The organism is Vibrio plantisponsor (genome assembly GCF_013041605.1).
Lineage (GTDB): Bacteria > Pseudomonadota > Gammaproteobacteria > Enterobacterales > Vibrionaceae > Vibrio > Vibrio plantisponsor.
Genome location: NZ_JABEQC010000001.1, coordinates 693762 through 719534 on the forward strand (window position 1 = coordinate 693762; position 25773 = coordinate 719534).

At 40.9% G+C, this 25773-nt stretch carries 22 protein-coding genes and 1 pseudogene; 15 read left to right on the forward strand and 8 right to left on the reverse strand.

Going from position 1 to position 25773, the window contains the following annotated elements; translation table 11 throughout:
• The first annotated feature begins 262 nt into the window (after positions 1-262).
• Genes HKI82_RS03230 through HKI82_RS03245 form a run of 4 tightly spaced genes read left to right on the forward strand, consistent with a single transcriptional unit; the run spans position 263 to position 2477 of the window.
• The gene (locus HKI82_RS03230) at positions 263-871 is read left to right on the forward strand and encodes a hypothetical protein (RefSeq protein WP_102939585.1); all 609 of its coding nucleotides are present in this window, start codon (positions 263-265) and stop codon (positions 869-871) included.
• Positions 872-896: 25 nt separating this feature from the next.
• Complete coding sequence (locus HKI82_RS03235) at positions 897-1223, forward strand: carbon storage regulator (protein WP_102939584.1); 327 nt, start codon at positions 897-899, stop codon at positions 1221-1223.
• Position 1224: 1 nt separating this feature from the next.
• Positions 1225-1902 (forward strand): C39 family peptidase, encoded by a 678-nt coding sequence (locus tag HKI82_RS03240; RefSeq protein WP_102939583.1) that lies wholly within the window; start codon positions 1225-1227, stop codon positions 1900-1902.
• Between the two features lie 17 nt (positions 1903-1919).
• Positions 1920-2477, forward strand: coding sequence for a hypothetical protein (locus HKI82_RS03245; RefSeq protein ID WP_171137182.1), 558 nt, complete (start codon positions 1920-1922; stop codon positions 2475-2477).
• Positions 2478-2514: 37 nt separating this feature from the next.
• Here the strand turns inward: HKI82_RS03245 and HKI82_RS03250 are convergent, their stop codons facing one another.
• Positions 2515-3510 carry a transporter gene (locus HKI82_RS03250; protein ID WP_102939581.1) on the reverse strand — a complete coding sequence of 332 codons (996 nt, stop codon included), beginning with the start codon at positions 3508-3510 and terminating at the stop codon, positions 2515-2517.
• Positions 3511-4096: 586 nt separating this feature from the next.
• Here HKI82_RS03250 and HKI82_RS03255 point away from each other — a divergent pair.
• From HKI82_RS03255 to HKI82_RS03280, 6 genes are all read left to right on the forward strand, one after another.
• Entirely contained in the window at positions 4097-5470 is a 1374-nt protein-coding gene (locus HKI82_RS03255; RefSeq protein WP_171137183.1) for an L-cystine transporter, read from the forward strand.
• Positions 5471-5705: 235 nt separating this feature from the next.
• The gene (locus tag HKI82_RS03260) at positions 5706-6068 is read left to right on the forward strand and encodes a hypothetical protein (protein ID WP_102939579.1); all 363 of its coding nucleotides are present in this window, start codon (positions 5706-5708) and stop codon (positions 6066-6068) included.
• Between the two features lie 135 nt (positions 6069-6203).
• Entirely contained in the window at positions 6204-6683 is a 480-nt protein-coding gene (locus HKI82_RS03265) for a DUF2127 domain-containing protein (RefSeq protein ID WP_171137184.1), read from the forward strand.
• A 374-nt stretch (positions 6684-7057) separates the two neighbouring features.
• Positions 7058-8026: a calcium/sodium antiporter gene (locus tag HKI82_RS03270; protein WP_171137185.1), complete on the forward strand. Its 969-nt coding sequence runs from the start codon at positions 7058-7060 to the stop codon at positions 8024-8026.
• Positions 8027-8072: 46 nt separating this feature from the next.
• Positions 8073-8912, forward strand: coding sequence for a mechanosensitive ion channel family protein (locus tag HKI82_RS03275; protein WP_171137186.1), 840 nt, complete (start codon positions 8073-8075; stop codon positions 8910-8912).
• Positions 8913-9057: 145 nt separating this feature from the next.
• A complete protein-coding gene (locus HKI82_RS03280) occupies positions 9058-9552 on the forward strand; it encodes a YcxB family protein (protein WP_171137187.1) in 495 nt (164 codons plus the stop codon).
• A 164-nt stretch (positions 9553-9716) separates the two neighbouring features.
• On the opposite strand, the gene HKI82_RS03285 is transcribed toward HKI82_RS03280, so the two are convergent.
• The 7 genes and pseudogenes from HKI82_RS03285 to HKI82_RS03315 form a co-directional block, all read right to left on the reverse strand.
• Positions 9717-10055 (reverse strand): cytosolic protein, encoded by a 339-nt coding sequence (locus HKI82_RS03285; protein ID WP_102939574.1) that lies wholly within the window; start codon positions 10053-10055, stop codon positions 9717-9719.
• A 310-nt stretch (positions 10056-10365) separates the two neighbouring features.
• On the reverse strand, positions 10366-10983 hold the full coding sequence (locus HKI82_RS03290) for a hypothetical protein (RefSeq protein ID WP_102939573.1): 618 nt from the start codon (positions 10981-10983) through the stop codon (positions 10366-10368).
• Positions 10976-13693: a DUF2235 domain-containing protein gene (locus HKI82_RS03295; RefSeq protein ID WP_102939572.1), complete on the reverse strand. Its 2718-nt coding sequence runs from the start codon at positions 13691-13693 to the stop codon at positions 10976-10978. Before HKI82_RS03295 ends, HKI82_RS03290 begins: the two co-directional genes overlap by 8 nt.
• Before the next feature lie 686 nt (positions 13694-14379).
• A pseudogene (locus tag HKI82_RS03300) lies at positions 14380-15051 on the reverse strand (rhodanese-like domain-containing protein); the annotation flags it as partial.
• A gap of 101 nt (positions 15052-15152) precedes the next feature.
• Positions 15153-16151 (reverse strand): glycoside hydrolase family 53 protein, encoded by a 999-nt coding sequence (locus HKI82_RS03305; protein WP_102939571.1) that lies wholly within the window; start codon positions 16149-16151, stop codon positions 15153-15155.
• 252 nt (positions 16152-16403) lie between these two features.
• Entirely contained in the window at positions 16404-17411 is a 1008-nt protein-coding gene (locus HKI82_RS03310) for a LacI family DNA-binding transcriptional regulator (RefSeq protein ID WP_206361782.1), read from the reverse strand.
• Between the two features lie 135 nt (positions 17412-17546).
• Entirely contained in the window at positions 17547-18650 is a 1104-nt protein-coding gene (locus HKI82_RS03315) for an ABC transporter ATP-binding protein (RefSeq protein WP_102939569.1), read from the reverse strand.
• Positions 18651-18867: 217 nt separating this feature from the next.
• Between HKI82_RS03315 and HKI82_RS03320 the strand changes: the two genes are divergently transcribed.
• The 5 genes from HKI82_RS03320 to HKI82_RS03340 all read left to right on the forward strand — a co-directional run bounded on the left by HKI82_RS03320 (position 18868) and on the right by HKI82_RS03340 (position 25673).
• Positions 18868-20103 (forward strand): extracellular solute-binding protein, encoded by a 1236-nt coding sequence (locus tag HKI82_RS03320; RefSeq protein ID WP_206361783.1) that lies wholly within the window; start codon positions 18868-18870, stop codon positions 20101-20103.
• Positions 20104-20205: 102 nt separating this feature from the next.
• Positions 20206-21510, forward strand: coding sequence for a sugar ABC transporter permease (locus tag HKI82_RS03325; RefSeq protein WP_102939568.1), 1305 nt, complete (start codon positions 20206-20208; stop codon positions 21508-21510).
• A gap of 134 nt (positions 21511-21644) precedes the next feature.
• Positions 21645-22358 carry a sugar ABC transporter permease gene (locus HKI82_RS03330; RefSeq protein ID WP_269348397.1) on the forward strand — a complete coding sequence of 238 codons (714 nt, stop codon included), beginning with the start codon at positions 21645-21647 and terminating at the stop codon, positions 22356-22358.
• Between the two features lie 16 nt (positions 22359-22374).
• On the forward strand, positions 22375-23610 hold the full coding sequence (locus tag HKI82_RS03335; protein ID WP_171137188.1) for a glycoside hydrolase family 53 protein: 1236 nt from the start codon (positions 22375-22377) through the stop codon (positions 23608-23610).
• Complete coding sequence (locus HKI82_RS03340; protein ID WP_171137189.1) at positions 23607-25673, forward strand: beta-galactosidase; 2067 nt, start codon at positions 23607-23609, stop codon at positions 25671-25673. Before HKI82_RS03335 ends, HKI82_RS03340 begins: the two co-directional genes overlap by 4 nt.
• The last annotated feature ends 100 nt before the right edge of the window (positions 25674-25773 follow it).

Consider the following 25773-nt stretch of genomic DNA (forward strand, 5'->3'; position numbering starts at 1 on the left):
TGTGATTGATTGGTTATTAAAAAGTATTTTTTTAGTCAGTTTAAATATTTTCAAAAACATACTCCTATACTACTTTTTAAATCACAATTTGTAATGGTTTGATTTGAATTGAGTTTATTTGTTGTACATTTGGTTAACTATTTATTTATTGCTGATTATTATTTTTCACTTAATTCCATGTTGAGAATACTACCTATAATGAATTTGCCAATCGGCATCTTAAGCAGCAATTAATACACTTAATTCACATGGAGTGGATATTATGAATATATGTAAAACAGGTATCGCTATCGCTGTCAGTTCATTAATGGCTAGTGGTTCTGCTTGGGCATTAGTAGACAATAATGATGTGTTGAGTAATAACACAACGTATGTTGATGCGAGTGACACAACGACAACAACAACCAATACTGATCTTAGCGATAACAATAGCTTCAACGATACAAACAGCAACAACAGCAGTACTGACGTTGATCTATTGAGCAACAATGATACAGAAACCAACACGCTAACCAGTAATGATAATGATACAGATGTCGATCTGCTCAGTAACAACACCGACAACAGCGTGAATAACAGCGGTAACTCTTCAAACTCAGCAAGTTGGACAGATAACAGCAGTTCGCAAAGCTATGAGTTGCGCATTGATTCTGAAGTTGTGGTGGCGAATGCCTCTCTCAGCGGTAATGTATCTGGTGTCGGCGTCAGCTATGGCGGTGGTTTTGTAAGTGCGGGTGTTAGTGTTAACAACATGAACTCACTGGATGGTATGAGCGGTGCTGCCGGTATTGTTACTGTGTCTCAAAACTCTGGTGCTAACTCTTTGACACAACAAGCGGTGACTACTAACGCATCATTGTTTACGGATTAATTTAATATCTAAGCAGGAGAAAGCGATGCGCTTAGCAATAATCGCCTTGAGTGCGATGGCTTCGCTATCCGCTAGTGCCGATGATATTAATTTGACTGAACAAGAGCTTTCTCCAGATGTCATGGAGAGTTCACGAGGTGGTCAATATTACATCGACATTGAGAGTATAACGGCATCGTCTGAACTCAATGGTGTCAATGCGGGTAACACGGTTAATGATTCTGTGACAGGCAACAATATTATGTCATCAGGCGCATTAGCCAACAGTTCCGGCATTAACAGTGTTATTCAGAATAGTGGTAACAACGTGCTGATACAAAACTCAACGGTCGTAAACCTGACACTCAAATAACATGAACGTTTATCGTTTTTTAATCGTGGCGGTGCTTTTCATATCGGCACCGTCACACTCATTAAATATACTGCCCAGTCGTGGCCAGTATTCAGTGCCAGTCAAAAGCTACAGTGAAGTTGTGTTTGGTAAAGTATTGCGCCAAAAATACGATTTCAGTTGTGGTTCGGCTGCTTTGGCCTCCTTGCTTTCCTTTCATTACGATATGCCTTCTGAAGAGCAAGACATTTTCCAGAACATGTTTGATAACGGCGATAAAGAACTCATTGAACAGCAGGGTTTCTCATTGCTCGATATGAAAAAGTACTTGGAATCTGTTGGTCTGAAGTCAGATGGTTTTAAACTCAATTTAGCCAAAATTCGAGAGCTTGGTGTACCAGGGATCACTCTGGTTAACTTCGACGGTTATCTACATTTTGTCGTGATTAAAGGAATGAACGATGGATTCGTGATTCTTGGCGATCCTTCAAGAGGGACCATGAAAATGAAGTATGAAAGGTTTGAGGAACACTATCAGGGAATTGTTTTACTTATTCGTAACCGAGCCGAGGTTGGAAGAACTACGTTTATTACGGATAACGATTTCTCTGTATACGCGGCGTCTCCCATTAAGCAAGGTGTGTTGAGAGACAGTTCTGGAAATCTCGGTATTCTTCGGCCGAACGTAGGACAGTATTGAACTCTATGGAGGGATGTATGAAATATCGTTACCTATTTGGAGTCATGATCGCTTTAAATATTCCGGTAGGAGAAGTGGTGGCGAACCCAAATACTAACGCTAGTTCCCTATTAACACTGAACTATGTCAATCCTCTGGATGACACGCAACTCGATAGTTATCGAGGAGGGTTTAAATTTCAGAATGACTATATTGTGAATATTGGCTTGAGTATCAAGACAGCAATTGACGGCAATGTGATGCTTAACTCCAGAATTGCCAATTTAGTTATACAGAATGGGAATTTGAAGAATCTTGCGCTGAGTAGTAGTGAGCAAAACCAGCAAGAAGTAGGGCTAGTCAATGTCATTCAGAATGGTGGTGGGAATCATATCTCTGTCGATGAGATCTCTTCTTCCTACCGTCCTGAAGTTGTCAGTGCTTCTTCCATCACCAATATTGTTCAAAATACGCTGGATAACAGTGTGATTGGATTGAGCACGATTGTCGATGTCGACGCACAAGTCGGTTCTGCATTACAACAAGTTCGAGTAGCAAAACAGCTTGAAGAAGCCGTCATGGCTCGCTTCTATTAACACCTCATATCCTTTCTACTTAGGTAGAAAGGATATTTTAAAACGTTACGGGTACTCTTACTGAAAGCTGAAAGTCTGGCGTATCTTCAGTTAACCCTGCTTGAGCACTAATCCCAATAGATGTTTTCTTACTAATCGCATAGTTGATCCCAAAGTTAAGTGAGTCCAGTTGGAGCAACTTCGCATCATCATTCTCCACGCCGTTAACTTTGCTTTTTAGTATGGTTTTATGGCTAAGCCCAACGGAAAAGGAGAAGTCAGGGTTAATAGCAAAACCAAAACCACCACTGAGTGAAATGGTGTCTCCTAAATCAACTTCGACCTGTTGATTACTGATTTCGACATCGTCTTTAAAGTTGTAGATGTAGCTAAGACTCGAATAGATGACGGCAGGATCGGAAGGGAAGATCATCGAAATTGAAGGCTCTATGCTCCAAAAGCCGGACCCGGTAGGGACATCTAAAAATGTATTGGTGCTGGAATCCACCTCAACATCGTAGGGAGACTTACCCGTATCGGACTTGACAATAAAGCCTGCAACCCAATAAGGCGTGGTATTAAAGTTGAGTTGCTGACGAAGAGCAAACTCAATATCGCCAAGCCCTCCACCATCCAAAGTGGTATTGATGGTGTTTGCTTCTGCTCCGTCTTGAATTGGCCGAGTAGAAATTTGATCGTTGCGGTAAACATAAGGCAGACGGAGCTCCAACTCAGTGCTTCGGGTTAATCCGTAGCGCATCGTCAGCCCGGTGGTAATAGTGGTTCGGTCAGAGTCGGAAACCTCTATTCGACCCACAAGAAGAGTTGGCAAAATCGTGTAACCCACGACGGAAACTTTATTTGATGAGCTTTGCGTATAACTTATCGAAGTATCGACAGCAAATTTACCTTTTGGAGTTAAAACCCCTGGTCTTTCAATTATGTCACTGACGGATTGTGGTCGTTTCGCTTCGTCCTTGTCTTCAGCAAATACGGGTTGAACTAAGCTAAAAATGACGGGAAGAAAGGCAACCGATTTATATTTTATTAGCATGTGAGTTTTCTATTTAGTTAGGTTCTATTTAACTTAGGTAAATAGTCGAGAAAAATCTTTTTAATGGTTGCTGGAATATGGCTCTTTATTGCTTGTTGGAATTATAATTTTCGTTGCTTTGTAAGTGGGATGTTGTGTGTAAAATTTAAAGGAAGTTGTAAATATAATAGTAAAGTTTATGGATGTTTTGATGTGTCCTACTTTCATAATGCTAATTGTTAAAATATCTGAAATTAAATTTATCTCTTCTATTTTTGATTAGGAGAGTGGACCTGCTATCAGAGCTTCTTGACATCGCTTTAACCTTTTAACTTTGCCTCGTGAGTGCCGCTTTCTTCTAAGTAATCGACTCTATGATGGATGACTTTCTGCCATGTCGCGTGTTTTTTGAGCTATGAGTATGGCTGAACGGATTCGTCAATCAGCGATACTTCTGACGGTTTGTTGTTAGTAATGAAGGATTAAGAACAATTTTGCATATCCAAGAACAAATGTGCATTGGATCAATGCAGGACAAACAACTATTTTACACTCCTCTATTAGAATTATATCTAAATCCCATTTTTCAACGTTTGAGGAATACAGTATGTCAGTCGCGGTTATCGCTGCTTTAGCAGTATTTACCGGTATTCTCTTCTTGCTGTTTAAACAGCAGCAGAAAAAACACTCACTTTCTCGTCTAGTTCTTTTAGGCCTAGTGTCAGGCAGCTTGTTTGGTCTTGGTCTGCAACTCATTTTTGGCGAAGGCAACCCTGCTGTTAACCAGACTCTAGATTGGGTAAAAGTGGTTGGCAGCGGCTATGTCGGTTTACTAAAAATGGTCATTATGCCGCTAGTGCTTGTTTCAATGATTTCTGCGGTTGTAAAACTGGAGAAAGGCGGCTCACTGGGCAAAATTTCTGGTTTAACCATTGGCGTACTGCTTTTCACTACGGCAATCTCTGCGATTATCGGTATTGGTATTGCTCATGTCTTTGGCCTGAGTGCAGAAGGTTTAACAGAAGGTGCGCGTGAAACTGCGCGTATTGCAGTATTAGAAAGCCGTTCTGCTAGCGTAAGCGATTTGACTATTCCTCAAATGCTCATCAGCTTTATTCCAACAAACCCGTTTGCTGATTTAACTGGTGCTCGTTCAACATCAATCATTGCCGTGGTTATTTTCGGTGTTCTTACCGGTATTGCCGCACGTAAAGTGATGATTGAGAGAGAAGAGTCTGCTTCTTCAATCCGCAGCTTTGTTGAGAACGCTCAGTTTGTCGTTATGCGCCTTGTGAAAATGATCATGGCTCTAACTCCATACGGTGTTGCTGCTTTGATGGCGAAAGTGGTTGCGACTTCTAGTGCGTCAGACATCCTGAATCTGCTTAGCTTCATCGTAGCTTCTTATGTGGCTATCGCTTTGATGTTTGTGGTGCACGGTGTGTTGGTTTCACTTGTTGGTGTAAGCCCGAAAGAGTACTTCACTAAAATTCTGCCAGTACTGACGTTTGCATTTACGTCACGTAGCTCTGCTGCAACGATTCCGCTAAACGTAGAAGCTCAAATTGAGAAGTTACGCGTACCGCCAGCGATTGCAAACCTATCAGCTTCATTCGGTGCAACAATCGGTCAGAACGGTTGTGCGGGTATCTACCCAGCAATGTTGGCTGTGATGGTTGCGCCTAGTGTTGGTATCGATCCACTAAGCATTCATTTCATCGTTTCTCTGGTGGCGATGATCACGATTAGCTCATTCGGTATTGCTGGTGTGGGTGGTGGCGCGACATTTGCGGCGTTGATTGTTCTGCCTGCGATGGGCCTACCAGTGACAATCGCAGCGTTACTTATCTCAATTGAACCACTAATTGATATGGCACGTACGGCGCTAAACGTTTCTGGTGCAATGACAGCAGGAACGATCACTAGCCGAATTTTGGGTGAAACAGTTTCAGACGAAGAGCTGCAAACTCAGAAAGCGTAAGCGATTCTGCTCTATTTATTCGATAAAGGCAGGTATGAAACCTGCCTTTATTTTTGCCCCAAATATCCTCCACACATTCTATTTAATAGTAAAGGGTGAATAGAACTTCAAAAAAGTCTGCCTCATAAGCCATACCTGCCATGTGATATCACTCGAAACACAAATGCATTAAGTTGCTTATTATTCGCTCTGACCACTAATGATCAGAATCGAAGATGAAAAAGGAGTGAGTTAGATGCTAGAGAAAGTCGAAAGCGTGATGGAAATGAATGGTCTTGAATACGCGCGCAGCACGTATAGTTTAACTGCGAAGTTTAGCTACGGGATTGGTAGCGTAAAAATCAGATACGATCCTGCGACCAATACTTATCTGTATAGCGGTTGTGAAAAAGTGATATGGGTCGGATGTTTTATCTTATTCTGTGTTTCTTTTAACATGATGCTCCATCCATCTGACTATATTCTCGCGGGCTATTTAGCAGGGATGATGTTTGCATCGGCAATGTTAAGCTTTTTTCAGCAGGTACTTCTTCATATTCAGATGTTGGATATCAAGACTCAGCTTAGAGCTGAAGGCATTTATCTTAAGTTTGGTTGATTGCAGAGATGATTTAAATAATCCCAACAGGGACATTAAAGTGGAAAAGTGACAGAAGGTAACCAATGATCATAGGAACTAATATTGGTGGTTGTCGTCTGATTGCTATCGTATCTTGAGTTCCCCGAGGTGGGTATGACATCTTCTCATAAAGGTTTAAAAGCCATTGCTGCTCTAGAAGCTTTTAAAGGTCTTCTTTCTCTTATCGTTGCCTTTGGGCTGCATGTTTTGGCTGGGCAGAATCTTCAGCGAGTGGCAGAAACCATCGTCAGCCATGCTCATTTGAATCCTGCTGGTCGTATACCGAGCCTATTTATCCACGATATGAGCACATTACCCGAAGGTAAAATAGTGATTCTATCTATCGGTGTCTTTGTTTATGCGATGATCCGTTTTATAGAGGCGTATGGGCTTTGGCGAGGTTTTGTTTGGATTGAGTGGTTTGCCCTGATAAGCGGTGGTGTGTACTTACCTTTCGAAATTTATGAAATGTATACCCATATTAGTGCTATCGGCGTTGGTATTTTTTTGGTCAACGTCGCGGTGGTCTGGTACATGGCGCGTATTCTGTTGATCAAACGAAAAGAGAAGAGGGTGACATCCGAGGAAGTTTGAGCCGATACTTATCTGTCTCTTTCGCATTTATTTCAAAAATAAATGTTTGAAGCGTGTCATATTCATCCGGTACAATCCACTCCTGTTTAAGGGAGTAGCCTTCTTCTAATTTAGAAGAGTGAATGTCAACAGTCTCCAAGCCTTACGCTTGTGGTATTCACGTCCTATCTGGTTCTGGCAAGACTTAAGCAATATGAAGGTTCGGGTCGGATCTTTATTATTGCTTAATCGTACGCCGACCCATCTGTGAAAGGGCATTTTCTTACGATGACAGCTATTTTCTTTTATCCGCGCTTATCCATTTCTATGGTTGGATCGCGTCTCAGCTCTAACCTACCTGCTTTTAAAATCCAGTCACTTTCAGGAGCTCGACTATGTTACTAGCGATGCTTGCTATTGTTGTTGGTTTTGCATTACTTGTTTGGAGTGCAGACAGATTTGTTGACGGCGCAGCTGCGAGTGCAAATCATGCCGGTATGCCACCTTTGCTTGTAGGTATGCTGGTGGTTGGATTTGGTACATCTGCGCCAGAAATGGTGGTATCCATGATGGCTGCGATTGACGGTAACTCGCCGCTAGCATTAGGTAATGCTCTAGGTTCTAACATCGTTAACATCACTTTAATTCTTGGTTTAACGGCTATCATCGCCCCCATCGCTGTTCACTCGAATATTATTCGTAAAGAGTTACCGATTCTTTTGATCATCACTCTTGTTGTTGGAGCAATGCTTTGGAATCATGACATCAGCACGATGGAAGCTTGGCTATTGCTCGGTGGCTTCCTGTTCCTCATTTGTTGGTCAATTTGGCAGGCTATCAAGGGTAAAAATGATTCTCTAGACAAAGAGTTTAGTGAAGAAATTGCTCAGCAAAACATGCCATTAAAGCGCGCGATTTTCTGGTTAGTGCTTGGACTCATATTGCTGATCGCCAGTTCAAGAGTGTTGGTTTGGGGAGCGGTTGAAATCGCTACACAATTAGGTGTGAGTGATTTACTCATTGGTCTGACGATTGTTGCGTTAGGCACATCTTTGCCTGAGTTAGCTGCGTCAATCGCTGCTGCACGAAAAGGTGAACACGACATAGCGGTAGGCAATGTTGTTGGTTCAAATATGTTTAACTCCTTGGCTGTGATTGGTATTGCTGGAACGATTGAACCTATCAGTAACATTGGTGCAGAAGTGTTTTGGCGCGATTGGACATCAATGCTGATAGCCACTCTTATCTTGTTGTTTACCGCATTGTTCTGGGGAAAAACAAAAAGCATTACTCGTTCGGAAGGCTTGATACTTCTACTGTGTTATATCACTTACAACGCTTATCTCATCTATAACGCGTTATGAACGGGATTCATTTAAATAAAGACTTGTCATTCAAAACGGAAGAACCATGGAAACTTTAGTTAATCTTTACGAATTGCATCAAGACCTGATTATTCAGCTGACGCAAAACAGCTTGCTCACGATCGTAGTTTTTATCGTCGCATCAATCGTTTCTAAGATCGTAAGACGTGGTGTGCACAAGGCCGCTGAAAAGTTAAGTGGCGGCGATGAAATTGTTTCTCGCCTACTTTCCCAAGTTGCCTATTACGCGGTTTATCTCGTCGCTCTGGTTATTATCCTTGACTTATTTGGTGTCAATACTGCCAGCTTGGTTGCCTTGTTGGGTGCAGCAGGCTTAGCGATTGGTTTGGCGCTTAAAGACACGTTAAGCAACATCGCCGCAGGGATTATGATCCTATTTCTTAAACCGATTAAGAAAGGTGAATTTGTTGAGTTTAGTAGTTACTCAGGCAAAGTAACCGATATTGGTTTGTTTACTTCGGTTTTTGAAACCGCTGACGGTTTGTACATCTCCAGTCCAAACAGTGTGGTTTGGGGCTCTACGATTAGGAACTTTAGCCGTAATAACAAACGCCGTATGGATATTACCATTGGTATTTCTTACAAAGACTCGGTTGAAGTGGGCTTGGAAGTTCTGAACAAGTTGGCGTCAGAGCAAGAGGCGATTCTTAAAGACCCTGAACCAAAAGTGATTGTCCATATGCTTGCAGATAGCTCTGTTAACCTGCAATTGCGAGCTTGGGCTCCAACAGACCAGTACTGGGATACTTATTGGGCAATCCAAAAGCAGATCAAATCAAGAATTGAAGAGGCAGGCTTGACCATACCGTTCCCACAGCGTGATCTTAACATCAAGTGGACTGACGAAATGCCAGTTAAGCGTTAATTTATTTCACTCTGACTTTGCTATCCTCATGATAGAAAAGACCAGAACAAAATTGCTAAAGATAAGGCCCGAGAGCTTTACAATGCTTGTGTTGTAGAATTGCAACATGGAACATTCATTCACAGAAAACTTAAAGTAACCATACATGCCTAAAGATTTAGATTTCACTACAGAATACACGCTCGACAAGCCTTTTTTTGCCGAGTGTTATGATCAAACCAGCCAGCCTGTAAAGTTCCCACATGGGTATCTAAAAGCGACACTGTTTCTTATTTTTGGCGTGTGTCTAATAGAGTTTGAGCTGCTACCTAACAGTTATGTCGGTTGGTTTTTTATCGTATTGAGTGTTGTTGAGGTGTTCAGCGTTTATTTCAAGCGAACTTGGTGGTTATGGCGACAAACTATTAGTTCAAGCCGTGGTAACAAAGTAGTGTTTCAAGTTAACGCGAATGGTGTGAATTACAAAAGTGGTAATATCGATCGCTGTATTGCTTGGAGCGAAATCGATCAACTTGAACAAACCGATTTAGGGTTCATTCTTCATATAGGTAAGCAACGGCAATATGTCAGCAAATCTTGCTTAAAGGAAGAAGTTATAGAGCTCATGGTTGAGCAGCACGCAGCAGCAAAACCGAACTGACGTTATTGTGGCTCGTTATAAGTTCTAGTGCTCAACTCCTTAGTTAACAAAAGGTGAATCGATTGGTTTGGCCCCGTTCAATTCGCACCCAGTTAATAAACGTAACGCTTTTGGATGAACGGCTAAGGGTGCCAATTCTCGAATATCAAATGATTGAATAGATTTCAGCCCATTCGGGTAATAAAAGTTTGTTCGTCATTCACAAAAGCCACAAAACCGCCGTGATAGATAAACACCCGACCATGCCCCTCAACTAGGCAGGCAAGCTGTGGGTTCAAATCTTCTTCGTTGTCTTGGCTTTGAAATGTTCCGGTATCAGTGATTACGCCCCTGAGTGTAGGCAAGTATCCATACGCGCGCTTGGCTTGAGCAAGCGGGTTCAATTCGCTGGCGGCAGAGAAGTAAGAGGGGATGGCGCCGGCATCTTCGATAAATATAGTTTTCAGTTCTTCAAAAGCTGTAATCACCAGCCAGTCGATGCCATTAACATGATGGATAAACATACAGTTTCTCGGTAATTCTGGTGCAGAGATTTTATCATTACCAGAGGTTAACGTAGTAGCGGTTTAGTTGCTGAAGGCGATAATTCTATGTCATTTCCGTGCATTCACTAGGCCAACTTGAAACGCGTCTTTGTCAGAAGTTGCTTCTATCTAGGAAACGTCCTGAAACAAGCTAGCTTGCAAACCCGAATGCAGCTAATTTTACCTTTTATCCTCTAAAAGCCAATCATGAAAAAGTGGTCGCACTTGGTAATAAATAGTAACCACTCTAGATTTAGTTTTCTTTATATGAGCGTAATTGTACTCTCAACTATTGATTAGCTTTCTTACGACTTTCTAGTTCAGAAAAGTGCGTGTCAGGAAAAGGGATAGAGGAAGTTTCACCAACACCATCAAAAAGAACAACGACGTCTGTTACATTGTGAGGTGATTTAATAACCAAATTATTAGGGTCACTATTTTTTTTAGCAGTACAATCACTAAATTTATCAAAACAATTCTTAGTATAAAAAACTCTAACTCTAGGCCCATCAACAATAACCTGCATTGAGCCTGAATTAGATTTGAAGTTTTTGTAATAGTTATCCATTACTTTCATTTTAGCTTCAGCGTCTTTAGGAATAACGGCAGATATTCGGTGGTAAGATTCAAAAGGATATTCCCATCCTTTTGCCCAATAACCATCTATGTGAACTGGCACCCCTATTCTCCCTCCTGATGAATGGGCGCCTGGATAGCCACTGATTGTCCCCATAGCAAAATTAGCCTTACCACCAGATTCGGAAGTGATTGACATATTCGTAACACCATGTTCGCCTGTCGTGCTTCCATTGGTAAAGCCGACATCAACGGAATAAGGCTCAGGACTACAGCCCAACAACCCTGTGATTAATATAACTATTAAATTAAGTTTTCGCCATTTAAGCATTATTAAATACCTTGCGTTTAGGTTGTTGATTACTATCGACATTAAGAGCATTGACTAATGTATCAGTGATACCTTCATAACCAGAATTGATTAATGCGTCATGAGGACGATGTATATATTGTTTTAATAATTCATCCTCACAGCTTTGCCAATGTGCTTTAGATATTTTACCTAGTGGTTCATTTTCCATATTTAACCAAGTCTTTTTAATAAATACATCGTCAATATAATCTTTAGGCGGTTGAATGAGATCCTCTCGCCAAATAATGCCATGGCGTTGCGCTTGTTGTTTCATTCTTTCAAAGGCCAGAGCAGAAATGGCATTGCTAATCGGCACGAAATGATAATAGAGTAATTGACCATCTACTGACTTAACTTCTCCATATATACCGTCTTTTTCTAATGTTTCTTTTTGCCATGTTTGATTTTCAACAACCAATTTCTGCTGAAAAAATGCCGCTCCTGCATTCGCTTCTCGAATTGACTGCAATTCGCCTTTGTACTTTTCGAAAAATGATTCCTGCTTGATAAGATGTCGGTTGTAGGTTGAATCAACAGGCGTGTTAAGACGTGAAGGTAAATCCGTTCGACGATATTGCCTTTTCGATGGATAACCACCGCCTACATCAGTATGGCTACCAGGGAATACTTCTTGGCAGAAAATACCATCAGCGAACGCTATGGCCTCTTGATGACCTTGCCCTAATGAAGTGAGAGGGAAGTTTTTACGGTATTCATGTTGAGCGCAAATCTGAAATACTCTTTCTGCCGCATTGGATTTTAATCCAAGTTGGTAATTACCTTCATTTTCATTGCCTGGTAAGTAAAATGAGCCTACCGTATCAAATAAACCCACAAAACGGACCGAAACACGGCGAGTAGTATCAATGGCATAAAACTCTTTGGAAAGTGAGTCAAAACGTTTATAGCTTTCATTGCCTAATAAATTTGGAACCAACGAGCTAGGATTAGAGCTTCTATTGGGATTAATGTAATCAGGAAATCCTTCACTCACTGCATTAATAAAATGCCGTGCCAGCGCCGCGCCGCGACTAAAACCAAACACGTCAAATTGGATGTGACTGATTTCTGAGTATATACCTCTTTGTTCAAGAGATTTTATATTTTGTGCTAAGTTAGACAATAAGCTCTGCCACTTCCATAGCCCGCCTGTATCATCAAAAGCTCCCATCGCTTGTCCTGCTAACTTCTCATCGCCGCCAGCATCGATGATAGGATTAGGCTCTCCTGGCGAAATAGGAATACCATCAACCGTTCCTACGCCCGATATGTAAATTTTAGCTGATTGTCCTTCTTGCTCTGGATACGCTTCAAATAAACGCGCTATGTTCGTTCGCGATTTATTGCCATAGGTTTCTTTGTATTCATCATTGGGGTTGTTTTGCCCTGTACCATCAAAGAATACACCAATACGCAATGTTCGTTCAGGCTTTACATTAACGATAGCAATATCTTTCCCTGCCATGCTTTCGCTCTTAATCGCTCTAACACTAGTATCGACTAAGCAGCGTTCGGTATAGTCATAAAACGTATTTAATGGGTGATTAAATGATTTCGGAGAAACGGGCGGCAAGCCATAAATGGTGATATTTTCCTGTTGCGTTTCAGCTTGGTGTTTATCTTCTCTTGCAATAATAGGTTGCTGAGTTGCTTCCAGTAACATGTGAATATCTAATTTAACGCCATGTTTATTTAGCCACTCATCATCTAGATTGTCGAGCGCTTCACGGGTAATTTGCTGGTCAAGATAAATCAGATATTGATTATCGACGACTTTACCACCGATTTTCCAATAAACCAGTAAAGCACTTTGGTAAATGTTATACGCTTGGGTGTCATCTAAGCGATGTGGTGTAGAGCGAGTCCCGTAAAAACTCCATTTGTTATCGCCAAGCAATTTGTACTCTTGGATCAATTGCCCATCGTGAAAATGATAAAAATAACCTTCAGTGGGAAGACCAAGCCGCTCACCTAGTTGCACCGCAGGGCAAACGGGAATAAAACCTTCATAAGCAGTTTGTGTCCCGATGGGTTTCATCTTGACAGTCTCTTCAAGTGAAATTCCCATTGGGAATGAGGCGACTTTGGCGACCAAGCGTTTTGGCTCATCAATGGCGGTAAGAATAGTGTATCGGGTGCCGTGTGCTGTTTTAGATTCCGTCCAGCGACCGAGTGTGACCTCATTTTTGGTCTTAGCTAACACAAAAGAACAACTGACTTGCTGACGAAACGATTCATCAGAGCAAGCGATGTCAAAGCAATATTCGTATTTCAACGAAAGAGGCTCGTCGGAATTATTTCGTACTGGAGGCTCAGGGACATAGGGTGGCATTGGTAAGGGTGGATGTAAATTGCGACTTTGCGCTGTCCCAGAAACAGCCCCTGTCATTTTAGTGCGTGCCAACAGCGCTTTTTGCGCAGCAGGTTCGAGGTGGTCGATAGTTTGGCTGTTGAGCACCCAATGAGAGATACCCATTTCGTTTGATTCTTTGACCAGCATAGGAGTAACAGGCGAATCATTTAACAACAGCCAATGACCTTGCTCTACCTGCTCAATGAATTTGTTAACACTAAAATTAGAGGGGATAGCGGCCTCAAGGGCTTTTTTATCGAGAGAATCGAGCGCTCCTTCAACTTGCGCAAATTCATGAGCCATTAACTCGGTGATACGAACGGCTTTATATGTCACTGACGTTCCCTTACAGTTATCATTTTATTTTTGCCGTCATTTTAATCAGTTAGATAGTCAAGATTAGCCTTAAAGAAGTATTAGTTAGATTAATCATGAATCGAAATCACATTATATGAATAAGGGTGAGTATGATGGCTAAAAGTTGAGACTTTATCTTTCTAAAACGTTCACTGAATGGAAGTTAAATGTATGGCGTAATAACTAGATTGATACTTGTCAGTAATGTATTGGTAAAACCAGAGTTACAGCTAATGAATAATAAATACGCAAAAATGGCGTTTAATTTCCAACTATTATCATATGAAGCAACGCTGAAAAATAACTGTTGGTTTTATGTCCTCTTCTGGGTGATATGACGTAAGGACTTATACTATAGTAAGAGGTAATTTGTATGGATGGGTTGGAGAAGCACTTCAAGGAAATGAAGCAAGTCTCAGGTCGGCTTCATAGGTAGTTGGGACCAATTATGGAAACTCACAAAGCAGTAGCGAAAATTTTCGTCCGATTATTGAGTAACAGGAAGTGTTGAAGTCTCAAGTGAAACCTTTCCTAGAACAACAAAGGTCTTTACAAAAAGCATTTGAAGATATGAGGATTCTCGATTGCCTGACCTCGTATTTTATTATTAAAAGACCAGCACATATGTGCTGGTCAGTATCTAGTTATAACAAGCGAATGTTCTATTACGCTTTCGCAAACAGGTAAGTATGGTAACCACCAAGTAGGTTACGTGCTTTGTAACCGTTGTTTACTAACTGACGATACGCCACGTTTCCGCGCAGACCTACCTGACAGTAGATGATGATCTCTTTGTCTTTTGGCAGCTCATTCATGCGTTGACGAAGTTGGTCAACAGGAATGTTAACTGCACCTGGAAGATAACCGTTTTGTAGTTTACCTTGGTAGCAACTGGCGTGGCTAGCGTGGCTGGCCGTGTGTACATACACTTTTTGGTATTCAACGCCTTCACGTTTTAGCTGCTTCTCGTTTTTACCCGTTGACGCCACTGCCAAATCGAAGATCTTACAAATCGCAGTACCTTGAGTACCATGGTAGGTTTCTTTGCGGCCTAACATGTTGTCTGCTGCCATACGACCTTGACGGTTTGCTGCGCCAGCAAGTGGAACCACAGTTTGTTTGCCCGTCACGAAGTCTTACTCTTCGATAGCATCAACCACGGCGTAGATAGACGGATAGCTGGTTTGTATGTGCCCGCTAGTATAAATACCATTCAGACCCGCTTCTGGTGCCAGTTTGGTCTCAAGATGAACACCAATCGCCATAGTCAAGATATCAGTAGTGAGAGTTTCACCATTGCTCAATGTTAGCTCAAGCTCGCCATTTATGTGTTGGTGATTTTTGATGCTATAGCAGATAACTAATTGAAATACTAGCGGCTTCTCTATGACTATACCCCTCTATCTTTAGAGGGGAGTGTAAAATACGCTGCTTTGAATTAGTCAATAAAAGCATCAAGCGCTTGAGTAGGCTGGCGCGTATTTGGATCCCACGCCCCCAAGGTATAACCTTGCCAACTGTATGCCTGTGGCTCCCAATAGAAAATCCCAATACCTTTGTCCTGTTTAATACTACGTACTTTTTGGATCATATCAGCAATGATAGTCTTTGCTTGAGGATCATCCCAAGGCACGCCAATTTCGGTGATCATTACTTCAGTTCCGTAGCGCTCGACCATATCATTCAGGTTAGAGAGACATTGATTGTTTGCTTCTTGCCAAGTAAGACCTGTAGCATTCTTGGGGTAGGATGAGGCACCAATAACATCCCACCAAGCACTATTAGACTGTAAGCCATCAAAAATCCATCGGAAATTGGCATTATCGTGACAGTTTGCCAAGTGGACAATAACCTTAGCATCTGGAAAGACTTCTTTGGCTGCGTTACGTCCGCTATTAAACAGCCATGCGTAGTTACGCATGTTGTTTGAGGCCATTCCATCATTCCACAACATTCCGTTATTGGTTTCATTACCGACTTGAATCCATTTTGGTGTGATACCTGCTGCTTTTAAGGTGTTGAGCGAGTCTCGTGTGTAAGACCATACTTGTCCCATTAAATCTTCGAAGCTCAGTTGTTGCCATTGTGAGGGTTTCCATTGATTGCCTGGGTCAGCCCAAGTATCGCTATAATGGAAGTCAATCATCACATCCATATTCGCGTCTTTGGCCCACTGCGCTTTGACAATTACATCATCCAGTGAGCTGTAATAACCATCACTGGGATTAACCCAGATACGAAGACGCACTGCATTCATTCCATGGTCTCGTAGTATTGAAAGTACATCTTGTCGGTAGCCCCAATCGTTATAGAACTCGTAGCCACTGTCTTCCATTTGAGTTATCCAGCTAATATCTGCCCCTTTAATAAATGCGAGAGAATAGCTCGATGTTACTAATGAGCTGAAGATAGCTAGTGTTTTTAGGGTGTTATTCATTGTTTCACCGTTTTATATGTTCACGTTTTCGTTATTTAATTTTTTAACGTAAGTAATATAGCAATGAATTTTATTATTGAGGTGATTTATATAAGTGTTAGTAGTTATTTATAAAATAATTTACGAGGTTGTGACTATGGGTAAATTACCTAAGTAAATTTACTTTCATAGTTGTGAGTGAGATCAGTATGCGAAAGTACTGAATCGATTTGTCATTAATAATGCAGCATAAAATGATAAATGTTATCGAATTTATTTAATTTTAAAACTGTCCCGCCATATGAATTCATGACCAAATAAAACCGTTTTATTGTATTTTCGACCTTCTATTTTTTCAATAAACATATCAATTGCTACTTCTCCCATTTCGAACGGAAATAGTCGCATTGTCGTAAGGCTTGGACTCATATGTCGGGCAGAGGAAATATCATTTGTTCCGATGACTTGAATGTCTCCTGGAATCGTTAATCCATACTCATAAATAGCGCGATAAACCCCAACCGCTACCATATCTGTCGCAGCGTAAACTACGTCAGGAAGTTCATTGAGTTGTAGCATTTCTTTCATCGCTTGATATCCAGATTCAATGCAATATTCTTTACTAACTTTACATAACGAATCGTGGTACAAGCCGTTTTCTTTGGTTACTTTACGAAAAGTATGTAATCGCTCCTCGTTGTTTCCAATAAAAGCGGGTCGTTTACAACGGATTTTTAACATATTCTGCATGACTTCATTAGATAATTCCAACCTGTCAATCAATACTGCATCCGTTTTACTACCCAAGGGATTGGAATCAACAAATATGATATTTTTGTTAGCTTGATACAAAGTATCTACAACATGTTTGGAGAAATGTCCGACCGCGATAATAACGGGTGCATTTTCTATAAGCTTTAGATTAGTATCGATTTGATCTAAATGGAGTGTCCTTTGGACTACACCTTTTTCTAAGCAGCGATTTTGAATGCCTGCACGGATAGATGTAAAATACGGGTCGTCAATTTCCTGTGTGGGTGTTAAAAAGTTCAAAATAACAACTTCACGTCCGACAACAGACTCACTTGCTTTAGTTACTTCATGATGAACAAACTGTTTTTTACTACGTTTAGGGGATTGATAGCCAAGTGATTCTACGGCCTCCAAGATTGCCCGCTTTTTTTTCTCACTGACAGACAAAGTAGGGTCTTCGTTGAGAAAACGAGAAATCGTTGATGTTGATATATTCGCCTTTTTGGCAATGTCATTGAGTGTAGCCAAAATATTACCTTATTTTCACCAAATAGTTTTTATTCAACCAGAAAGCGCTCCGCACGCTTTCTGATCATCGTGTGCTTATTTACCCAACTGTTTCGAAGTTTTTTGGGCAAATATTGGCGATTAAATCTTAATTGGTTAGTGCGCTAATTCTACCAAATCAAATTTAACAACACTTCCATCAGGTTCAAAAATGTGCACGTGAGATGGTGATGTAAACAACGAAATTGACTCGCCTGGTTTTACTTGAGTGTCTCCATGATGGAGATATTTGAAATCGTCAACGCCACCGCATTGGCCGAATACGTAGGTCATGCCTCCCAATCTTTCAACAACTTCACATTCGAACGCAAGTTCAATCGTATCTAAACTTGTTGATAGGTGTTCTGGACGGATGCCTAGTGTCAGTTTTTTGCCTACTTCAATCGGTGCAATTTCTATAGGTAGCGTGACTGACCCGCCCACATCAAAACCTATGGTTAAGCTAGCCTGGTCCCAAGCTTCTACGCGACAAGGTAGGAAGTTCATTTTCGGCGAACCAATAAATCCAGCTACAAATTTGTTGATTGGATTGTTGTATAAATCCATTGGAGAACCTACTTGTTCGACTTTTCCATCACGCAAAACCACAATTTTGTCTGCTAATGTCATCGCTTCAACTTGGTCATGCGTGACATAGATCATTGTGGATTTCAGCTCTTGATGGAGCTTGGCAATATGCAGGCGCATATCTACACGTAATTCAGCATCAAGGTTGGAGAGGGGTTCATCAAACAAAAATACTTTCGGGTCGCGCACAATTGCTCGACCAATAGCGACACGTTGACGTTGACCACCAGATAGTTGTGCAGGTTTACGGTCTAATAAGTGTTCTAGCTGAAGAGCCTTACCGACCAAACGTACTTTTTTTTCTCGTTCTTCTTTTGGTATTTTGTTTACTTTAAGTGAATAGCCCATATTTTCTGCAACCGTCATGTGAGGGTAAAGAGCGTATGACTGGAACACCATCGCAACCCCTCGTTCTGAAGGTGGTACGTCGTTAACGATATTTCCTGAAATCGAAATTGAACCGTCGCTGATGTCCTCCAGACCAGCAATCATACGCAGTAGTGTTGATTTACCGCAACCAGATGGACCAACAAACACCACAAACTCACCTTCTTCAATTGATAAGTTTACGTTGTGAATAGTTTGAGTTTGATCAAATCGTTTAACGACATTGGATAATTGAATCGAAGACATTTCAAATTCCTCTTTAATGAAAAGTAAATAAAGTGCGTGATCTAATTCGTCTTTTATTTAGTAAATTTTATTTTTGCTTGTTTGCCAAATCACAATAATTATCGACTATGGTGATTTAAATCACATCAATGAATAACCTGCATGGAAAAAATAACATAAAGGAGCATATTTGCACCATAAATTTTATTCTAACCAGAAACAATAGGCGTGAAATTTTATGGACGATATTAAATTTAGTAAAAATTTGTCAGCTCTTGCGATTGCTGCTTTATTTTGTTCGCCAATGGCATTGGCTCAACAATCTTTGTTAGTTTGGGAGGACATTCAAAAGTCTTTTGGTAACGAAGAGGCAGTAGAAGCGTTTGAAAAACAGCATGATGTAAAAGTAGAAGTACTTGAAATGCCATATGGTGGTCAAGTTGAGTCCTTGCGTATGGATGGACCTGCAGGAACAGGCCCTGACGTTATCTTGATTCCTCATGATCAAATAGGCGGTGCAGTCATTCAAGGTCTACTCGCTCCCGTTAAAGTTGATAAGTCGGTGACGGATACATTCAGTCAATCTTCGATTGATGCTTTAACTTATAATGGAGTGCTATACGGCCTACCTAAATCCGTTGAAACGGTATTCATGGTTTATAACAAAGATCTTATTTCTGAGTTACCTGAAACTATGGATGAAATATTCGAGTTATCTAAGAAACTTCGTGAAGATAATAAATACGGTCTACTTGCTAAGTGGGATGAGCTTTATTATACCTATGGTATTTTAAACGGGATGGGTGGAGACGTTTTCGGTAAAAAAAGCGATGGTTCCTACGACCCGGATAAAATATTACTAAATACCCCAGGGGCGGTAGAAGGTGCGGAATATATTCAAAAGTTTTACGAGTCTAAAGTATTTCCTACAGGTATCATCGGTAATAATGGTCTTAATGCCATAGATTCTTTATTCACATCTGGAAAAGCAGCGATTGTTCAAACTGGCCCTTGGGCGTTACAGCCATATAAAGAAGCCGGAATTAATTACGGTGTAGCTCCACTTCCAAAATTGCCATCTGGTGAACAGATGGGGTCATTCATGGGCGTCAAGAGCTATAGCATATCTACCTTCTCTAAAAATAAATCGTTAGCCCAAGAATTTATTACTTTCGTTAATAACTATGAGAACGCTAAACGCAGATTTGAGCTAACGGGTGAAGTACCAGCAGTGGCTAAGTTGGTGAGCGACCCAGTTATCAAAAATGATCCTGGTGCTAGTGCGGTTGCTTTACAGTCGATTCACGCTACATCCATGCCATCTATCCCTGAAATGAACGAAGTATGGGGGCCTGCTAATAGTGCATTGCAGCTAATTGCGACTAGTAAACAAGATGCGAAAAGTGCGCTCAACTCAGCGGTAGAGAGTATCCAAATGCAAATTGAAGCCAACCACGCAATGATGGGTCAATAGTTAAAAAGATTTTTCCTAGCGTAAGTATTCGGTTAGCCCTTTATAACAGTTTGGACCTGGGCTAACTGACGCTGGAAGTTTTCCTAGATGGAGTTGTAATTGATGTCTGACATGAGTAAACATTTTGAGCGTGATTCGGGGTTTTATCGATCCCACCGGGTTACTGCATCTTTACTTGCGTTAATTCCTGGCTTTGGTCAGTTATATAACCGACAGTTTGTAAAAGGCATAATGTTTTTTATCTTGCTAACAAGTTTTTATGCAGTAACTCGTGATTTCATTTCACATGGGATGTGGGGACTTGTAACACTTGGTGAAAATCTACCTGAAGATAACTCAGTTTTCCTGCTTGCAGAAGGTATTATTGCTTCGTTAGTGGTGGTGTTTGGCCTGATGGTCTATGCACTAAGTATAAGTGACGCATATCAAAACGGTAAGTTAACTGACGAAGGGCGAGAGCTTAACTCTTTACGCGTCCAATATCGAAATGTTATCAATGCGGGCTTCCCTTATCTCATGATAAGTCCGGGTTTTATACTTCTAGTCTTTGTTGTTGTATTTCCGATCATATTTGGTTTTGCCATTGGCTTTACTAATTACAACCTATACAACTCGCCGCCTGCTAAATTGGTTGATTGGGTCGGTTTAAAGAATTTTTTCAATATTTTCCAAATTAATTTATGGCGAAACACCTTTATTGATGTTTTGCAGTGGACAGTTGTTTGGACATTAGTTGCTTCAACACTGCAATGTACAGTCGGCGTTTTATTAGCGATTTTGGTTAACCAGAAAGACCTTAAATTTAAGCCATTGATCCGCACCATTTTTATTCTTCCTTGGGCGGTACCTGGTTTTGTTACCATCCTTATTTTTACTGGGATGTTTAACGACAGCTTTGGTGTTATCAATAACGTTATTCTCGATTTCTTTGGTATTGAACCTAAAGCTTGGCTGACAGACCCATTCTGGACAAAAGTTGCGCTAATCTTGATTCAAACTTGGTTAGGTTTCCCATTTGTATTCGCAATGACAACAGGAGTTCTACAAGCAATACCAAATGATCTTTATGAAGCAGCGACGATGGATGGTGCGAGTAAGTTTCAACAGCTAAAAACTATTACGCTGCCGCTGGTGCTGTACTCGATTGCTCCGATTTTGATCACTCAATACACATTTAACTTCAACAACTTCAATATTATTTACTTGTTTAATAATGGAGGACCAGCGGTTATTGGTAGTAACGCAGGTGGTACCGATATCCTAGTGTCTTGGATTTATAAGCTGACAATGTCTTCATCACAATACGGAATTGCATCTGCAATTACGTTGCTATTATCGATTTTCGTTGTAGGCATTGCTCTTTGGCAATTCCGCATGACCAAGTCATTCAAAGAAGAGGCGAGATAATAATTATGAGTATTAAGCGTAGTAATCGCATCCGATTGACATTGAGTTACAGCCTTATCCTGTTGGTATCAGTGATCATCATATACCCGTTAGTGTGGACAGTTGGTGCATCATTCTATCCAGGCAATAGCATCATGGGTGAGTCCATTTTTCCGGACAATCCTACTCTAAGTCACTATTCAACTTTGTTTGCTAATGAGAAAGTCGCTTACCTGACTTGGTTTTGGAATAGTTTGAAAATCAGCTTTATGACCATGGTACTGACGCTGATCAGTGTGTCATGTACCTCATATGCGTTTTCACGCTTTCGTTTTAGAGGTAGAAAAAATGGCTTAATGCTATTCCTTCTGTTGCAGATGATCCCGCAATTCTCAGCCTTAATTGCAATATTTGTTCTAGCGCAGATGTTGGGATTAATTAATAGCCATCTTGCATTAGTACTGGTTTATGTAGGGGGGATGATCCCGATGAATACGTATTTGATGAAAGGTTATTTGGATGCAATACCGAAGGATCTTGATGAATCAGCGAAAATGGATGGCGCGAGTAACATTCGTATTTTTTTGGAAATTATTCTGCCTATTTCAAAACCAATTATTGCGGTAGTGGCACTATTCTCTTTCACGGGGCCATTAGGCGATTTTATTCTCGCAACCACTATATTAAGAACACCTGAAAATTATACATTGCCGATTGGATTATATAATTTAGTTGTGGAAAAAATGGGTGCAAGTTATACGACATATGCAGCAGGTGCTGTGCTTATTTCAATACCTGTAGCGCTTCTTTATTTATCACTACAAAAATACTTTGTATCTGGCTTAACAGCGGGTAGTACTAAAGGCTAATACTAGAGAGAAAGATATGAATACAAAATTTAAGGTTGCACTTATTAGTGCGGCAGTGGCTTTGGCTGGCTGTCAATCTGTAAACTCTTCAAATAATAATGGCTCTGATATTAATACTAATACAGATAATATTGTTATAACTGCTCCACAGCTGAGAGCTGATTTCATTCGTGGTATGGATATTTCCATGTTGCCTGAAATAGAAAAGTTAGGTGGGAAATATTATGAAAATGGCAGTGAGAAAGATCTGATCAATATATTGAAAAATAATGGTGTTAATTCTATCCGCGCACGTTTGTGGGTGGATCCGATGTCAGCTACTGGTGATGTATTTGGAGGCGGCAATAATACGTTAGAGCGTTCCATTGAACTTGGTAAGCGCGCACAAGAAAACGGTATGTCATTCCTACTTGATATCCATTACAGCGATTTTTGGGCAGATCCTAAGAAGCAACAAAAGCCAAAAGAGTGGGAGCAACTTACGTTTGAGAACCTGACTCAGAAAGTCTACGACTATACAGCAGAGGTTATGAAAGCACACCAAGCCGCAGGTGTTGTACCAGACATGGTACAGGTTGGTAATGAACTTAATGGCGGTATGCTTTGGCCAGACGGTAAAAGTTGGGGGCAAGATGGTAAGGAATTTGACCGTTTATCACTTCTTTTAAAAACCGGCATTAAAGCCGTGCATGATAACGACAGTGGCAAAGATATTCAGATCATGTTGCATCTCGCTGAAGCTGGCGACAACGGTCTATTCCGTTGGTGGTTTGATGAAATCACTAAGCGTGGTGTCGACTTCGATGTGATTGGTATGTCTTACTACCCTTGGTGGCATGGTCCAATTGATAAAGTAAAAGCCAATATGAATGATGTGATCAGTCGCTACAACAAACCTATTGTTCTAGTCGAGACATCTTTCCCATTTACTACTGAAAATGGTGATGCGCTGGGTAATAGCTACTCTGAGGCGGGACCGATTGAGGGGTACAGTGTCTCAGTCGATGGTCAGGCAGAATATTTAGCTGACATTATGACGCTATTGAACGAACTTCCTGATAATCAGGGATTAGGGATTTACTACTGGGAGCCAGCGTGGTTACCGATTGATGGAGCGACTTGGTCAACGCAGGCGGGGATGGAATATAGTGGTGACAAGTGGGATGTGGGCAACTCATGGGAAAACCAGGCTCTATTCGATTTTGAAGGCAATGCCTTACCGTCATTAAAAGTATTTAAGGGGCAACAATGAATAATAAAAAACACGTCATCCCTAAAATAAAAGGCTTGCTTCATGGGGCAGATTATAACCCTGAACAATGGTTAGACAGACCGGATATTTTAGAAAAAGACATTGAGCTGATGAAACAGACACAATGTAACGTTATGTCTGTGGGAATATTTAGTTGGTCCGCTATTGAACCTGCGGAAGGTGAATTTCAGTTTGAGTGGCTTGATAAGGTATTGGACAACTTACTAGCGAATGACATCTCAGTGTTCCTAGCTACACCGAGTGGTGCTCGCCCTGCGTGGTTGTCTCAACGTTACCCTGATGTCCTTCGAGTTAATAGCTCTCGTGTGAAGCAACTTCATGGAGAGCGCCATAACCATTGCTATAGTTCGCCAAATTATCGTAAGAAGGTTGCTATCATGAATGCAAAGTTGGCTGAACGTTATAGCCAGCATCCTGCAGTTATAGGTTGGCATGTCTCAAATGAATATGGTGGTGATTGTCATTGTGATTACTGTCAAGAAGAGTTTCGATTATGGTTGAAAAACAAATATGGCTCATTAGAGAACCTCAATAAGCTTTGGTGGAGTGCTTTTTGGAGTCATACATACACAAGTTGGGAACAAATTGAGTCACCGTCGCCGATTGGTGAAAACTCTGTTCATGCACTCAAGTTGGATTGGAAACGTTTCTGTACAGATCGCGTATCAAACTTTTGTGAGCATGAGATAGCTCCTCTTAAACGTATTAACCCTGAATTGCCAACGACGGCAAACTTCATGGAATACTTTTACGATTACAACTATTGGGAGTTGGCTAAGTCCATTGATGTTGTATCTTGGGATAGCTATCCGCTATGGCACCGTGACAATGATGAAGTCGCGTTAGCTTGTTATACAGGGATGTATCATGATTTGATGCGTACCTTGAAAAATCAGCCATTTTTATTGATGGAATCAACCCCAAGCCAAACAAACTGGCAGCCGATCACCAAACTGAAAAAAGATGGTGTGCATTTGCTTTCTTCGTTGCAAGCAATAGCTCACGGTTCTGATTCTGTCCAGTATTTCCAATGGCGAAAAAGCCGTGGTTCTGTCGAGAAGTTTCATGGTGCAGTTATCGACCATGTTGGACACGCAGACACCCGTACTGGGCGAGAAGTGACAGCTGTAGGTGAGTACCTTAAACAAATAAACGATGTGGCTGGAACGGCGACTAAGGCAGAAGTGGCGATCATTTTTGATTGGGAAAACCGTTGGGCTATGGATGACGCTTCGGGCCCTCGTAATGAAGGTATGCAGTATGAACAAACTGTGTGCGACCATTACAGAGGTTTCTGGAGACAGGGTATTAACTGCGACATTATTGAGCAATTATGTGACTTTATGCCTTATAAGGTTATCGTCGCGCCAATGTTATACCTTATAAAACCGGGAGTAGCGGAACGTTTCGAAGAATTTGTTAAGCAAGGCGGAACGTTGATAGCAACTTACTGGAGTGGAATCGTTGATCAAAACGACTTATGTTTCCTTGGCGGTTTCCCTGGCGGAGCAAATAGCCCGTTACGCCGGACGTTCGGTATTTGGGCTGAAGAAATTGATTCCCTTTATGACCACGAAAGTGTGAAGTTTGAATTAGAAAATGATTCTGAGCTAGGTTTTAGTGGGGAATTTAATATTAAGCATTTAATGGAGCACATTCATTTAGAATCAGCTGAGGCTATTGCTTATTACCGAGAGAATTTATTTGATGGCTGTCCAGTTATTACTAAAAACGAGTTTGGTAATGGGGTGGCCTATTATATAGCAGCACGTACAGACGTTGAATTTAATGAGTCGTTCTACAGCTCTATTGCTGAAAAATATGGCATTAGTAAACCAGTCGAAAATATACCTGAAGGCTTGTCGTTGACAACTCGCGAAGATGAGCAATCTCGTTATTTATTTATTATGAACTTTTTAAATGAAAATCGAGAACTTGAATGTCCTTTAGGGGATTGGGTCAATGCTTGCACGGGTGATGAGGTTAAAAACAATATAGTCGTTGCTCCATATCAAGTTATCGTTATCAAAAACAATAAATAGTTATTTCCAGCCTAATTAGGCTGGAATAAAAACCAATATATAAAATAAGACGAATTTCGTCTAACGGGTAAGTATTGTCTTAAATAAAATATTGGCAATA